Source organism: Anaerococcus porci (assembly GCF_034090325.1).
GTDB lineage: Bacteria > Bacillota > Clostridia > Tissierellales > Peptoniphilaceae > Anaerococcus > Anaerococcus porci.
Genome location: NZ_JAXDSU010000086.1, coordinates 19923 through 34884 on the forward strand (window position 1 = coordinate 19923; position 14962 = coordinate 34884).

A 14962-nucleotide genomic window follows, 5' to 3' on the forward strand; every position below is an offset into this window, starting at 1 on the left:
TCTTTTTTTATTCTTTCATTAGCCTTAATTATTATATGCAAAGGGGATTAAAAAATCAATTTTTATATTATTTAACAATGGTATAATAATAGAAAGATAAGATTTAATATAAAGGAGCTTTTATGAATATAGATGAAAAACTAAGAAAGTTACGAGAATTGATGGCAAGTCGTCAAATTGACGCCTATATAGTAAATACATCTGATCCTCATCAATCAGAATATATTAGTAATTATTATAAAACCCGTGAGTTTATTTCTGGATTTACTGGTTCAGCAGGTACTTGTGTTATAACTATGGACAAAGCAAGGCTTTGGACGGATTCTAGATATTTTCTTCAAGCAGAGAAAGAACTAGAATTTACTGAGTTTGAGTTTTATAAGCTTGGCTTTGAGGAAGATCCAAGCATAGAAGAGTTTTTATTGGAAGAAGTTAGTGAGTTTGGGAAAATCGGCTTTGATGGTAATTGTTTTTCCGTAAAAGACTACAAAAATTTAAGTGAGAATATGGGTTCACGTGCTTTGGTTTATGATATAGATTATATATCAAAAATATGGAATGACAGACCAAGTCTTCCTAAAGAAAAAGTTTGGGTATATGATTTAGAATATGTAGGGGAAAGTTTAGAGTCAAAGATTAAAAGGTTAAGAACTGAACTTAAAGATAAAAATTGTGATTATAATTTTATAGGTTCACCTGAAGATATATGCTATCTGCTAAATATTAGGGGAAATGATATAGAGTATAATCCAGTGTTTTTATCATATCTTTTAATATCTATGGATGAGATTCATCTTTGTGTTGACCTTGATAAAATAGATGATAAGGTAGAGGAATATTTAAAAGAAAATAATGTTAAGCTACATTCATATGACTATATTTATACATTACTTAAAGATATAAGGGGAAAAAATAGAATTTATCTAGATCCCGAAAGAACTAATGTATTAATTTATGATTCAATAAATTCAAATGTAAGAATAATGACAGGAATCAATTTATCTACAAAGATGAAGGCAATCAAAAATGATGTAGAACTTGAAAATGAAAAAAAAGCTTATTTAATAGATGCTTTAACTCTTGTTAAGTTCTTTAATTGGGTTGAAGTTGGAACTAAAACAGGTTCTTTGACAGAGCTTATAGCTAGTAAAAAACTTCATGACTTAAGGAGTGAGAATGAATCTTATATTGAAGATTCTTTTGAAACTATAGCAGGTTACAAGGAAAATGGGGCTATAGTTCATTATTCATCAAATTCATTATCTTCAAAGACTTTAGAAGAAAGATCTCTTTTACTAGTTGATTCTGGAGCTCACTATATGGAAGGAACTACTGATATAACAAGAACAATTTCCTTAGGAAAACTTACTGAAGAAGAAAAAGAAAACTATACTTTGGTATTAAAGTCTCATATTGCATTAATGAGCGCTAAATTTAAAGAAAAAACAAATGGACAAAGACTTGATGCTATTGCAAAATATCCATTATGGAAGGCTGGAAAAGACTTTTTCCATGGTACAGGTCATGGGGTGGGTTTTACACTCACAGTTCATGAAGGACCAAATAGGATATCAGCCTTTGATAATACAGAATTTATAGAAAATATGACTACATCTATAGAACCTGGTCTCTATATAGCAAATAGGCATGGAATAAGAATTGAAAGTGAAGTATATGTAAAGGAAGATTTTACAAATGAATTCGGAAAATTTATGAAATTTGAATGTTTAACCTTTGTTCCAATAGATACAAGACCTGTTAATATAGATATGTTAGAAAGATGGGAAATAGACTGGCTTAACTCATATAATAAGAAATGTGAAGAAATTCTTTCTCCATATCTTGAAGGAAGTGATTTAGAATATTTGAAAGAGAGTTGTAGGGAAATTTGATAAATAATCAAATAAAAGCTAAATTAAAAGACTTACCAGATTTACCTGGCGTTTATATAATGAGGGATAAAAATGACGAAATAATATATGTAGGCAAAGCGATTAATTTAAAAAAACGTGTCAGACAGTACTTTGACAATAACGCCAATAAGGGTAGAAAAGTACTTGCTATGGTAAGTCATGTAGAAATATTTGAATATATAATTGTTGAAAATGAAGTTGAGGCCCTTGTTCTAGAGTCGAATTTAATTAAAAAAAATAGACCAAAATACAATATAGTACTAAGAGATGATAAGCAATATCCTTATATAAAAATTACAAATGAAAAATATCCTAGAATAGAAAAGGTAAGAAATGTAAAAAGGGATAAGGGTCATTATTATGGACCTTATCCTGATGCTTATGCTGTCAACGATGTTATAGAATTATTTCACATACTTTTTCCTTTTAGGACTTGTAATATTAATTTTGACAAGGGACAACAATTAGATAGACCTTGTCTTAATTACTATATAAAAAGATGCAATGGACCTTGTATAGGTAAAGAAAAAGAAAAATCCTATATGGAAAATATAAAAACAATTAGAGAATTTTTAGAAAATAAGTCTAATGAAATACCGAAGCTTGTAATAGATAAAATGAATTATGCGAGTAAGAATCTTGATTTTGAAAATGCAGCTAAGTATAGAGACTATCATAGGGCGCTTTCTACAATTTCTCAAAAACAAAAGGTTACAAATACAAATCAAGAAGATATTGATATTATAGCTATGAGCAAGGGATTATTTTATGTAACTATGCAGGTATTTTTCATGAGAGATGGAAAAATTGTGGATAGGGAACATTTTATATTAAAAGATGATTATAGAGAAAGAGAAGAAGATATTATGGCATCTTTTATGAAACAATTTTATTTAAATCTTATGTATATTCCTAAAGAAATTTTGGTAGCTATTCTACCCTCAGATCTTGGTGCATTAACCTCATTTATTGAAAAGAAAAAAGGCTCCAAGGTTTCTATAATTCAACCTAAATTAGGTAGAAAAAAAGATTTGATTAAAATGGCTGAAAGAAATGCTAGTGATATGATGAAAAAATATGAAAAAAGACTCGAAGAAAAGGAGAGGAAAAAACATAGGGGACTTAATGGTCTTAAGCAGGTTTTAAATCTTAAGTCCATTAAAAGAATTGAAGCTTATGATATTTCCAATACTGCTGGGGTTCAAACAGTAGGGTCTATGGTAGTATTTGAAGATGGATTACCTGAGAGAACAGAATATAGGAAATTTAAGATAAAAACAGTAGAAGGACCAGATGATTATGCTTCATTAGAAGAAGTATTAACAAGAAGATTTAAAAGAGGAGAAAAAGAAATAAAGGAAAATAATACATCTACAGGATTTGGTAAACTTCCAGACTTGATTTTGATGGATGGTGGTAAGGGGCAAGTAAAGATTGCAAAAACAGTACTTAAAAAATTCAATTTAAACATAGAAGTAGCAGGACTTGTAAAAGATAATAAACATACGACAAGGGCTATTATTTATGAAAATCAGGAAATAAGTATAAAAAGAAGAGATCCAGTCTATAAACTCATATATGAAATTCAAGAAGAGGCCCATAGGTTTGCAATAAATTATCATAGAAAACTTATGACAAATGCAATGAAAAAGTCAGAGCTTGATAATATAAAGGGAATAGGCAAAAAAAAGAAAGAAAATTTATTTAATCACTTTAAAACGATTAATAATATAAAAAATGCAAATTTAGAAGAGTTGATGGAGGTTGATTTAATTAGTAAAAATCAGGCTCTTGATATAATTAAGTACTTTAAACTAAATAGTTAAGGGGAGAATATGACTAGAAGAACTAGTGTAAAATTAAGGGATGTAGTAAATAATCTAAAGCTTGAAATAGTTCATAAGTCAAGTGACTTTGATGAAGTTGAGATTACAAGTCCTGATATCAATAGACCAGGATTACAACTTACAGGTTTTTTGGAAGAATTTCCTTATAGACGTTTGCAAATAATAGGAAGTGTCGAGTATAACTACCTAACAAGTCTTGATAATAGAATGCAATATGAAAGATTTAGAGGTATTTTATCATATAATATGCCCGCAATAATTTTCTCATACAATGCAGGACTACCCAAAGATATGCTAGACTTAGCTGACTATTATGATATAAGTATATTAAGAAGTAAACTTCCTACAACAAGGCTTACTTCACTTATATCCCAAGAGTTAGAATATGTATTTGCTCAAAGAACTCAAGTTCATGGAGAGTTACTTGAAGTATACGGTGTAGGTGTACTTATATTAGGGGAAAGTTCAGTAGGGAAAAGTGAAACGGCACTTGATCTTGTATCAAGAGGTCATAGACTTGTTGCTGATGATTTAGTGGAAATTGCATCCTATGATAATAAAGTTGTAGGTCAGGCTCCAAAAAATATAAGACACTATACAGAAATAAGAGGTCTTGGGATATTAGATATTAGAAGGCTTTATGGTACAGGTTCAGTTAAGGTATATACAGATATTGATATGGTAATTGAGCTTGAACATTGGAGAGAAGATTATGAATATGATAGGTTAGGATTAGATGATCATTATACAGACCTTTTAGGAGTTCAACTTCCTAAAATTCTTGTTCCTGTGAGAGCTGGAAGAAATATTGCTATGATTGTAGAAGTGGCAGCAATGAACCAAAGAGAAAAGTCTATGGGATATAACGCAGCAAAGGTAATGACCGAAAACTTATTTAATGATTTAGAAGACTAGACATTTTTTAAATCATTAATTACTTGACTTAAATAAGGATATTTATTATACTCATAATAGTGTTAACGATAATTGATTCATATAATTTTTAGGAGGTCTTAAATGACAATTAAAAGAGCTATGAAGACTATGGATGGTAATACAGCAGCAGCTCACGTATCATATGCGTTTACTGATGTTGCAACAATCTATCCTATAACACCTTCATCACCAATGCCTGAATCAGTAGATGTATGGGCAGCAAACGGTAGAAAGAATGTATTCGGAAGACCAGTAGAAGTTAAAGAAATGCAATCAGAAGCAGGTGCAGCAGGAGCTGTACACGGTGCATTAGCAGCAGGAGCACTTACTACTACATATACAGCAAGTCAAGGATTATTATTAATGATTCCTAATATGTATAAAATTGCTGGAGAAAGATTACCAGGTGTATTCCATGTTGCAGCTAGAACTTTAGCTACTCACGCACTTTCAATTTATGGAGATCATTCTGATGTTATGGCAGCAAGACAAACAGGATTTGCTATGCTATGCTCAGGCTCAGTTCAAGAAGTAATGGACTTATCTCCAGTAGCTCACTTATCAGCTATAGAAGGAAGAATTCCATTTTGCAACTTCTTTGATGGTTTCAGAACAAGTCATGAAATTCAAAAAATAGAAGTTTGGGATTATGATGATTTAGCTCCATTAGTAGATTATGAAGCAGTTGATAAATTTAAAAATGAATCATTAAATCCAGAAAGACCAAAAACAATTGGTACATCTGAAAAGAATATTTTCTTCCAAAGAATGGAAGCTTCTAATCCAGCTTATACAGACATCGTTGGAATCACAGAAAATTACATGCACAAGATAAATGAATTAATCGGAACAAATTATGAATTATTCAATTTCTATGGTGCAGATGATGCTGAAGAAATTATTATAGCTATGGGTTCAGTTTGTCAAGCAGCTGAAGAAGCAATTGATAAGTTAATAGAAGACGGAAGAAAAGTTGGTATGATAGAAGTTCATCTTTACAGACCATTCTCTAAAGATCACTTATTAAAAGCTATACCAAAAACAGTTAAGAAAATAGCTGTACTTGATAGAACAAAAGAAAAAGGCTCAATTGGCGAACCATTATTATTAGATGTTAAATCAGCATACTATGATGTTGAAGATAAACCACAAATAATTGGTGGAAGATATGGACTTTCATCTAAAGATACAATACCTGCAGATATTGAAGCAGTGTTTAACAATCTTGAAGGTGAAATGAAAGATGACTTTACACTTTCAATTACTGATGATTTAACATATAAATCACTTGAAAGAACTGACTTAAGAATTAGACAAGAGGGAACTCACAGATGTAAATTCTGGGGATTTGGATCTGATGGAACAGTTGGTGCTAACAAACAAGCAATAAAAATCATTGGTGATAATACAGAAATGTATGCTCAAGGCTACTTTGACTATGACTCTAAAAAATCAGGTGGTTTAACAGTATCTCACTTAAGATTTGGTTCAAACCCTATTAAATCAACTTACCTACTAGATGAAGCTGACTTTATTTCATGTTCAAAACCAGCTTATGTTAATCAATATGACTTACTTGAAGGTCTTAAAGATGGAGGAACTTTCTTACTTAACTGTTCATGGTCAGTAGATGAACTTGAAGAACACCTTCCAGCAAAAATGAAGAGATATTTAGCTAAACACAATATAGAATTCTATATTATTGATGCATCTCACATAGCTGAAAGAGTAGGATTAGGTTCAAGAACAAATATGATAATGCAATCAGCATTCTTTAACTTATCACAAGTAATTCCTATAGATGAAGCTGTTAAATACTTAAAAGATTCTATAGTTAAATCATATGGTCACAAAGGTGACGACATAGTAAATATGAACTACAAAGCAGTAGATGAAGGAATTGATGCAGTAGTTAAAGTTGAAGTTCCTGAATCTTGGGCTGATGCAAAAGATGAAGAAAAAGAAGAAAAAGAACTTCCAGAATTCATTAAAAATATCGTTAAACCAATGATTGAGCAAAAAGAAGATGAACTACCAGTATCAGCTTTCAAAGATAGTACTAATGGAGACTTTGAACCAGGTACAACTAAATATGAAAAAAGAGGAATTGCTCTTAATGTACCTGAATGGCAAATAGATAATTGTATACAATGTAACCAATGCTCATATGTTTGTCCTCATGCTGTAATTAGACCATTCTTAGTAACAGAAGAAGAAAAAGCAAATGCACCAGAAGGATTTGAAACAAAGAAAGCAATTGGTAAGGGAATGGATGGTTATGAATTCAGAATTCAAGTTTCACCACTTGATTGTACAGGTTGTGGAAATTGTGCTGATGTATGTCCAGCTCCAAAAAAAGCCTTGCTAATGAAACCTTTCGAACAACAAGTTGAACTTGAAAAAGATCATTGGGAATATGCACATGAAGTAGTAGGATATAAAGAAGATGTTATGGATCCAATGACACTTAAAGGATCTCAATTTAAACAACCACTTCTTGAATTCTCAGGTGCTTGTGCTGGTTGTGGTGAAACACCATATGCCAAGCTTGTAACTCAACTATTTGGTGATAGAATGTACATTGCAAATGCTACAGGATGTTCATCAATCTGGGGAGCTTCATCACCAGCTACACCATATACAACAAATGCTTGCGGTAAGGGTCCAGCTTGGGGTAACTCTCTATTTGAAGATGCAGCAGAATATGGATATGGTATGAAACTTGCAGCTGACTCAAATAAATTACTCCTTGAAACATATATGAATGAATTTAATGAACTTAATATTGATTCTGAATTAAGTGAAGCATTTAATGCATGGCTTGAGGGAAAAGAATATGTTAAGGCTTCTAAAGAAGCAACAGCTAAGATTATAAACCTTGAAGATAAAGCTAGATCAGTATCAGATGAAAAGGCTAAAGACTTATTACACAAAATCTATACATTAAAAGATTATATGATTAAAAAATCAGTATGGATTTTTGGTGGTGATGGATGGAGCTATGATATAGGATTTGGTGGACTAGACCATGTACTTGCTAGTGGAGAAAATATAAACATACTAGTATTTGATACAGAAGTTTACTCAAATACAGGTGGACAATCATCTAAGGCTACACCATTATCAGCAGTTGCACAATTTGCTGCAAGTGGTAAGAAGGTTAAAAAGAAAGATCTTGGCTTGATGATGACTTCATATGGTTATGTTTATGTAGCACAAGTAGCTATGGGAGCTAATCAAAATCAAACAATAAAAGCTATGAAAGAAGCTGAAAGTTATGATGGACCATCTCTAATTATTTGTTATGCTCCATGTATCAACCACGGTATCAGAATTGGTATGGGTAAATCTCAATTTAGAGAAAAACAAGCAGTTGATGCAGGTTACTGGCACTTATGGAGATTTGATCCAAGACTTGCTGATGAAGGAAAGAATCCATTCCAATTAGATTCTAAAGAACCTAAAGAATCATTCCAAGAATTTATTCGAGGAGAAGTAAGATATTCTTCACTTAAGAGATCATTCCCAGAAACTGCTGATCAGTTGTATCAAGAAGCAGAAAAAGCTGCTAACGATAGATATCAAACATACAAGAGATTAGCTGGAAAATAGGAAAATCATTTAAATTAGAACTTGCTAATATTTTTCTAGACAATAATTGTTTTTAAAAGTGCTTACATGATAGGTTTAAATTGATTAAATAAAACGACTAAAACTATATTATATCGCTTCAGACTCATAATTAGCTTGTTTCTTAAAATTAAATATTAACTCTAAGATAACCTTAAATTTGATTTTTAACAAATTTAAGGTTATTTTTATTGTTTGATAAATTGTAAAACTAATGCAACACTTATATTAAGTAAAATTCATAGTAATTTTATGGAAAATGTTAATAAATATAAAAATACACATAGATTAATATAAATTACAAACAACTTACAATAAATTATAGACAGTTATAGGGTATTGAAGCTTACTTTTTTCTAGGATTATTACATATGTTTGACAATCTTAGAAATTACTATATATAATACTTTTATACAATTATACTAGGAGACTAATTAATGGTATAATGATAATTAGAAGAAAATTAATGGAGGAGTATATGGCAATTAAATATAAAAACAATTACGGTAAAGTAAGTATATCAGAAACAGTAATTGCAAATATTGCTGCATCTTCTGTTATGGAGTCTTATGGAGTGGTAGGACTTGCAAGCAGAAGTACAAAAGATGGAATATATAAACTTTTAGGTCTAGATAATATGAATATGGGTGTGAAAGTTTCAAGGAATATAGACGGTTCAGTAACAGTAGAAATATCTTTGATACTAAATTATGGTGTTAGAATCGCAGTGGTATGTCAAAATATTATAGAAAATGTTAAATATAATATTGAACACTCTCTAAATGTTAGTGTAAATCATGTGAATATATTAGTTCAAGGAATTAAAAATTAGGTGAATTATGAAGAAAATTGATAGTTCTAAGTTCAAAATCCTTATTGTGAAGGCTTTCGAACTTTTAAATGAGAAAAGAGATATTGTGGATAGTTTAAATGTATTTCCAGTGCCAGATGGAGACACTGGTACAAATATGACTATGACAATGAAGTCTGGAGTAGACAAAGTTAAGAGCATTGATACAAGTTCTTGCTATGAGATAGCAAAGCTTCTAAGCCAAGGTACCTTAATGGGGGCTCGTGGAAATTCAGGAGTTATCCTATCCCAACTTTGTAGGGGTATGGCTAAGGCTATTAAGGGAAAAGATACAATTAGTGCATTAGAGATTAAGGAGATTTTTAAAGTTGCCAATGAAACAGCATATAAGGCTGTAATGAAACCTACTGAAGGCACTATTCTTACAGTATCAAGATTGATGGCTGAAGAAGCAGAAAACTCTTATATAGATAATATTGATATAGATAAGTATCTTTTAAAAATTATTAATAAAGGTCAAAAGGCCTTATTAGATACACCTAATCTGCTACCAGTATTGAAAGAAGCAAAAGTAGTAGATTCAGGTGGTCAAGGACTTATGTTTTTATTAGAAGGTGCTCTCAAAGCCCTTAATTCTGATATTGATATTGAAACAGACTTATCTAAACTTGAAATAAAAGATATTCCTTCAAAATCCTATAATGTTGATTTAATTTTATTAATAGATGAGGATTATAAAATTTTAGAAGAAAAATTTTATAACATATCATCATCTTTAAGCACAAACATTGATAATGGGTTACTTGATGTGTCTTTTGATTGTGATAGCTTAAATGACCTATATGATATAATCAAAAATTATGATGTGATTAAGTTAAATATAGAAAATACAAATCCAGATGTTTTAGCAAATATTAATGTTAATAAAAAACCTTCTAAAAAATATGGTTTTATTGCTATATCCAGAGGAGAGGGATATGATAAGGTATTTGAAAGCCTAAATGTGGATAAAATTATCTCAGGCGGACAAACTATGAATCCATCTACTGAAGACATCTATAAGGCCATTGAAAAAATTGATAGTGAAAATGTTATAATTTTTCCAAATAATAAAAATATAATAATGAGTGCTAAACAAGCTTGTGATTTATCCGAAAAAAATTGTAGAGTGGTTGAAACTAAATCAATACCAGAATCATTTTCTGCACTTTTATCATTTGATGAGTCTCAGTCATTAGATAAAAATATGGAGAATTTCAATGAAGCTATTGAAGATGTCAAAGTATGCGAAGTGACTATAGCAGTCAGGGATACCAATGTAAATAATATTTCGATTAAAAAGAATGAATATATAGGAATTGTTGATAATAAGATTGTAACAAGCAAAAAAACTATAGATAGGACTGCCAAGGATACTTTAGTCAAGGCTGTCGATGAAGATACTTCTTTAATTACCATATACTATGGTGAGGACGTTGATGATAAGGAAGCTAAGAAATTTTCAAAATCTATTGAAAAGAAATTTAAGGATGTTGATGTAGAATTGATTTATGGAGGTCAACCTCTTTATTATTACACAATTACCCTGGAGTAAATAATGGATCTTACTGATATTAAGGGTATTGGTAAAAAGAAGAAAGAATGTTTGCAAAGATTATCAATAAATTCAGTTAGTGACTTATATAATTATTATCCAAAAGAGTATGAGGATAGGTCAAAAAAATTTATGTTATCTTCAAATATTGATGAAAACAAGCACTATTTTGAATGGACTATCGAATCAAAAATTTATATGAAGTATTCAAGAAAATCTACCATATCTTATCTTTATGCTAGTGAAAATGAAAAAAAAATAAAATTAATATGGTTTAATGATAAGTTTTCACCAAGAAAACTGAAGATAGGTGAGACATATAAGTTTTATACCAAAGTTAAAACTGATGGGCAAAATTTTGAATGTTATAACCCGATGTTTACAAATCTTAAAGATTTAAGTATTGGAAGTATCATTCCAATCTATTCTTTAACTAGATCTATAACAAATAATAACCTACGAAATTTTATCAATGAGGCCTTAAAATACTACAATATGGATGAAAATTTTTTAGGTAACAAGCTAATAAGAAAGTTTGAATTTTCTAGTAAATTATCAAATTTAAAGGAAATTCATAGCCCAAGTTCAATTATTAAATTAAAAAAAGCAAAGTCTGAAATAAAAATTGTAGATTTCTTAAAAGAATTGATTTTTATATATCTGATGAATAAGGAGAACTACTATCAAAAATTAGATTTAGAGTATAATCTTGATGAAATTTTAGGAAAACTTGATTTTGAGCTAACCTCAAGTCAGTATAAGTCATTGGTCGACATTTTAAATGATATAAATAGCAATAGTCCTATGAATAGACTACTTTGTGGAGATGTTGGAAGTGGAAAAACAATTATAGCAATCATAAGTATGATTATTTTTGGTTTAAATAAATACCAATCTGCAATGATGGTACCAACAGAGGTGCTAGCAAGTCAACAATATGAGAAAAACAAAGATTTTATTGAATCTTTTGGCCTTAAAGTTTCTCTTCTTACATCATCGACTAAAAATAAAGATAAGATTAAAATGGATCTTAAAAAAGGTAAAATTGACATTCTTATAGGTACCCATGCCTTAATAGTTGACGATGTAGATTTTAATAATCTGAAATTTATAGTAGCTGATGAACAACATAGATTTGGTGTAAGACAAAGACAAAGTCTCTATCAAAAGGGAAGTAATGCTAATTATCTTACAATGACTGCTACACCTATACCTAGAACACTTTATCTAAAAATTTCGAAATTGTTGAATTTATCACAAATAACAGAGCTACCTAAGGGAAGAGGAGAAATAAGAACAGAAATAATTCTTGAATCTATGAGAAACTCAATTGATAATAAGTTAAAAAAAGTATTAGCTGAGGGTAGGCAAGTTTATATAGTAAGTGATTCTATAGATAGTGATGATAAGAATTCTGTTGAAAACTTATATTCTTATTATAAGAGTAACTTTAGAGAATATAAGGTTAAAAAGCTTCATGGAAAATTAAAATCAATTGAAAAAGAAGATATACTTAAAGAATTTTCAAAGGGAAATATAGATATACTTATATCAACAACTATAATTGAGGTTGGTATAGATGTTAAAAATGCTAATACTATGCTTATATACAACGCCAATAATTTTGGTCTATCTTCTCTTCACCAACTTAGAGGAAGAATAGGTAGGGGTAGGTATGAGTCTTATTGCTATTTAATATGTGAAAAATTCAATGAAAAGAGTAAGCTTAATATTATAAAAAACTCTAACGATGGTTTTGAAATTGCTAGAAAAGATCTAAAGCTTAGAGGTGCTGGGAAAATATTATCTACAATTCAGCATGGTAAAAACTTAAATGACATAGACTATTTTAACTTAAAAGAAAATGAGATTAATTTGTGTTTTGAAATTTTCGAATTTTCAAAAGAGGAAAATTTCAAAAATATAAACCTAAAATATCTAGAAAATTATTTTAACATTGATAAGGGAATTGTACTAAACTAATGAGAGTAATATCAGGAATCTATAAGGGATTTAATCTTAAATCTCCAAAAGCAAAAAACTCAAGACCAACAGATAATAAAGTAAAAGAGGCAATATTTACTATACTATATCCTTATAAGGAAAGTTTTACAGCACTTGACTTATTTGCTTGCACTGGTCAAATGGGTATAGAATTTCTGTCCCATGGAGCAAGTTTTGTTGTATTTGGAGAATTAAACAGGTCTAATTATCAGATACTTAAAGAAAATTTAGAAAAAATTTCTAACAAAAAGAATGAAACTATAAAAGGAGATTTTAGAAAAACTTTAGAAATTTGTAGGGATAAGTCTTATAAATTTGATTACATATTCTTAGATCCTCCCTACAAAGAAGATTATCTTAAAATTAGTCTAGAGCTTATATTAAACTATCATTTATTGAAGAATAATGGTATAATAATAAGCGAATCAGATAGAAATTTAGATTTTTCTGACATGGATTATTTAAGACTAATCAAAGAAAAAAAATATGGAAGGAAAATCGTGAAATTTTATTGCTATGAAAGTGATATATCCAGGTAGCTTTGACCCAATTACTATTGGACATTTAGATATAATTGAAAGACTTAGTAAAATGTTTGATGAAGTTGTGGTAGCTATATTAATAAATGAAGTCAAACACACTCTTTTTTCAATTGAAGAGAGAATAGAATTAATTAAGCAAGACATAAAAGAATACAAGTTAGATAATGTTGTTGTAAAAGAATTTGATGGTTTGCTAGTAGATTTTGCAAAAAAAGAAAATTCAAAGACAATTGTCAGAGGTATAAGGGCTGTGACTGATTATGAATATGAAATTAACATTGCACAATTTAACTCTAGCCTTTATCCAGGTTTTGAAACTATATTTTTGCTATCAGACCCAAGATACTCCTTTATAAGTTCAAGCGGAGTGAGAGAGCTAGCAAGTTTTGGTGGAGATGTATCCAAATTTGTATCAAAAAATGTAAAAAAAGCTATAGAAGATAAGGTTGATATAGGAGGAAGGTAATTATGGCAAATATTAATGAATTAATTGATGAAATAGAAGATATAATGGATAATGCTAGTTCTGTTCCATTTTCAAGAAAGGTTTCAGTAGACCCAGATGAAATATTTGAAATTGTAAGAGAAATGAGAGATTCATTACCAGCAGAAATTAAAAATGCTCAATGGATTAATGATGAAAAGGATAGAATTTTACAAGAAGCAGAAAATGAAGCTAAGTCAAAAATAGAAAATGCTAATAGTCAAATTAATAATTTCAAAGAACAAGCTAAAAACCAATATCAAAAGATGATTTCGGAACATCAAATAACAACTCAGGCCAAAGATGAAGCTAGAAGAATAATTGAAGAAGCAAACAATCAAGCAAATAGTATTAAAAAACAATCTTATCAATATGTAGATCAATTATTTTCTAAATCTAGTGACAATTTTAATAAACTAGCTCAATCTCTAGAAAAAAACAGGCAACATATATTAAATCAAAAATAAGAATTAAAAAATGAATTCTTTATCATAGAACGCATAGTTTTTATGATTTAGAGTTTATTTTTTATCTAAAATATTACAATACTAATATTCTAAGTAATAATATTAATTATCTTATGTATAATAAATTCAATTATAATTAATTAAATATAATATGTTATATTCTATTAAAATCAAATTTTTAAAATTTTTAAAAATATTGCTTAAATAAATACAAAGACACTTATTGTAGATTGTTATGGTGATGATACTTTAGAATTTAAAGATATAGATAAAGAAATAATTTAGATATTGAAAACAATATAGCTAATAAATTAATGTCAGACAAATCGTTTTCAAGTTCTTATTATGATGATTTATTTTGTGATGCAGGGATCCATTCTTTTGCAATTGATCCATTTCTAAATATTATACCTTGTCATATGTTTTTAGGACATGGTGATTACAAATTAGGAGAATATAATAAGGGACATATTTTTAATTCTAAACTCAGAAAGATAACAAATATTTTACAATCTATTAGGAAATTTAAAAGATGTAAAGAGTGTATAAATAAAAATTCTTGCTCTGTATGTCCAGCATCTATTTTGTTTTATAAACAATCTAAACATGGAAGATTATGTGAATTTAAAAGAAAAATTAAAGATAAATATATAAAGGAAAAAATCAAGGAATCAAGATCATGATTAAAGAATATATTTTTAAAAATAAAAAATCTCTTATAATATCTCTAATTG

11 protein-coding genes are annotated in these 14962 nt (G+C 29.2%); all 11 read left to right on the forward strand.

All coding sequences use genetic code 11. From position 1 onward, the window contains the following. The first annotated feature begins 122 nt into the window (after positions 1 to 122). The 11 genes from SOR60_RS09045 to SOR60_RS09095 all read left to right on the forward strand — a co-directional run bounded on the left by SOR60_RS09045 (position 123) and on the right by SOR60_RS09095 (position 14911). A complete protein-coding gene (locus tag SOR60_RS09045) occupies positions 123 to 1892 on the forward strand; it encodes an aminopeptidase P family protein (protein WP_154538880.1) in 1770 nt (589 codons plus the stop codon). Next, complete coding sequence (gene uvrC, locus SOR60_RS09050; RefSeq protein WP_320595763.1) at positions 1892 to 3739, forward strand: excinuclease ABC subunit UvrC; 1848 nt, start codon at positions 1892 to 1894, stop codon at positions 3737 to 3739. Before SOR60_RS09045 ends, uvrC begins: the two co-directional genes overlap by 1 nt. A gap of 9 nt (positions 3740 to 3748) precedes the next feature. Continuing rightward, positions 3749 to 4675: an HPr(Ser) kinase/phosphatase gene (gene hprK, locus SOR60_RS09055; protein WP_154538878.1), complete on the forward strand. Its 927-nt coding sequence runs from the start codon at positions 3749 to 3751 to the stop codon at positions 4673 to 4675. A gap of 102 nt (positions 4676 to 4777) precedes the next feature. Next, the gene (nifJ, locus tag SOR60_RS09060; protein ID WP_320595758.1) at positions 4778 to 8308 is read left to right on the forward strand and encodes a pyruvate:ferredoxin (flavodoxin) oxidoreductase; all 3531 of its coding nucleotides are present in this window, start codon (positions 4778 to 4780) and stop codon (positions 8306 to 8308) included. Between the two features lie 496 nt (positions 8309 to 8804). Then, the gene (locus SOR60_RS09065) at positions 8805 to 9158 is read left to right on the forward strand and encodes an Asp23/Gls24 family envelope stress response protein (RefSeq protein ID WP_320595759.1); all 354 of its coding nucleotides are present in this window, start codon (positions 8805 to 8807) and stop codon (positions 9156 to 9158) included. 7 nt (positions 9159 to 9165) lie between these two features. Continuing rightward, the gene (locus SOR60_RS09070; protein WP_320595760.1) at positions 9166 to 10731 is read left to right on the forward strand and encodes a DAK2 domain-containing protein; all 1566 of its coding nucleotides are present in this window, start codon (positions 9166 to 9168) and stop codon (positions 10729 to 10731) included. Between the two features lie 3 nt (positions 10732 to 10734). Further along, positions 10735 to 12714 (forward strand): ATP-dependent DNA helicase RecG, encoded by a 1980-nt coding sequence (locus SOR60_RS09075; RefSeq protein WP_320595761.1) that lies wholly within the window; start codon positions 10735 to 10737, stop codon positions 12712 to 12714. After that, positions 12714 to 13274: a 16S rRNA (guanine(966)-N(2))-methyltransferase RsmD gene (gene rsmD, locus SOR60_RS09080; RefSeq protein WP_154538873.1), complete on the forward strand. Its 561-nt coding sequence runs from the start codon at positions 12714 to 12716 to the stop codon at positions 13272 to 13274. Before SOR60_RS09075 ends, rsmD begins: the two co-directional genes overlap by 1 nt. Further along, a complete protein-coding gene (gene coaD, locus SOR60_RS09085; RefSeq protein ID WP_154538872.1) occupies positions 13252 to 13743 on the forward strand; it encodes a pantetheine-phosphate adenylyltransferase in 492 nt (163 codons plus the stop codon). The genes rsmD and coaD overlap by 23 nt, the downstream gene beginning before the upstream one ends. Positions 13744 to 13745: 2 nt before the next feature. Then, entirely contained in the window at positions 13746 to 14228 is a 483-nt protein-coding gene (locus tag SOR60_RS09090; protein WP_154538871.1) for an ATPase, read from the forward strand. Positions 14229 to 14542: 314 nt separating this feature from the next. After that, entirely contained in the window at positions 14543 to 14911 is a 369-nt protein-coding gene (locus SOR60_RS09095) for an SPASM domain-containing protein (RefSeq protein WP_320595762.1), read from the forward strand. Positions 14912 to 14962 lie beyond the last annotated feature (51 nt).

Excerpts from the sequence above, each read along its gene's own strand:
- SOR60_RS09045 (WP_154538880.1), top strand. The coding sequence starts at position 123 with ATGAATATAGATGAAAAACTAAGAAAGTTACGAGAATTGATGGCAAGT.
- hprK (WP_154538878.1), top strand. The coding sequence starts at position 3,749 with ATGACTAGAAGAACTAGTGTAAAATTAAGGGATGTAGTAAATAATCTA.
- nifJ (WP_320595758.1), top strand. The coding sequence starts at position 4,778 with ATGACAATTAAAAGAGCTATGAAGACTATGGATGGTAATACAGCAGCA.
- SOR60_RS09065 (WP_320595759.1), top strand. The coding sequence starts at position 8,805 with ATGGCAATTAAATATAAAAACAATTACGGTAAAGTAAGTATATCAGAA.
- SOR60_RS09070 (WP_320595760.1), top strand. The coding sequence starts at position 9,166 with ATGAAGAAAATTGATAGTTCTAAGTTCAAAATCCTTATTGTGAAGGCT.
- SOR60_RS09075 (WP_320595761.1), top strand. The coding sequence starts at position 10,735 with ATGGATCTTACTGATATTAAGGGTATTGGTAAAAAGAAGAAAGAATGT.
- rsmD (WP_154538873.1), top strand. The coding sequence starts at position 12,714 with ATGAGAGTAATATCAGGAATCTATAAGGGATTTAATCTTAAATCTCCA.
- coaD (WP_154538872.1), top strand. The coding sequence starts at position 13,252 with ATGAAAGTGATATATCCAGGTAGCTTTGACCCAATTACTATTGGACAT.
- SOR60_RS09090 (WP_154538871.1), top strand. The coding sequence starts at position 13,746 with ATGGCAAATATTAATGAATTAATTGATGAAATAGAAGATATAATGGAT.
- SOR60_RS09095 (WP_320595762.1), top strand. The coding sequence starts at position 14,543 with ATGTCAGACAAATCGTTTTCAAGTTCTTATTATGATGATTTATTTTGT.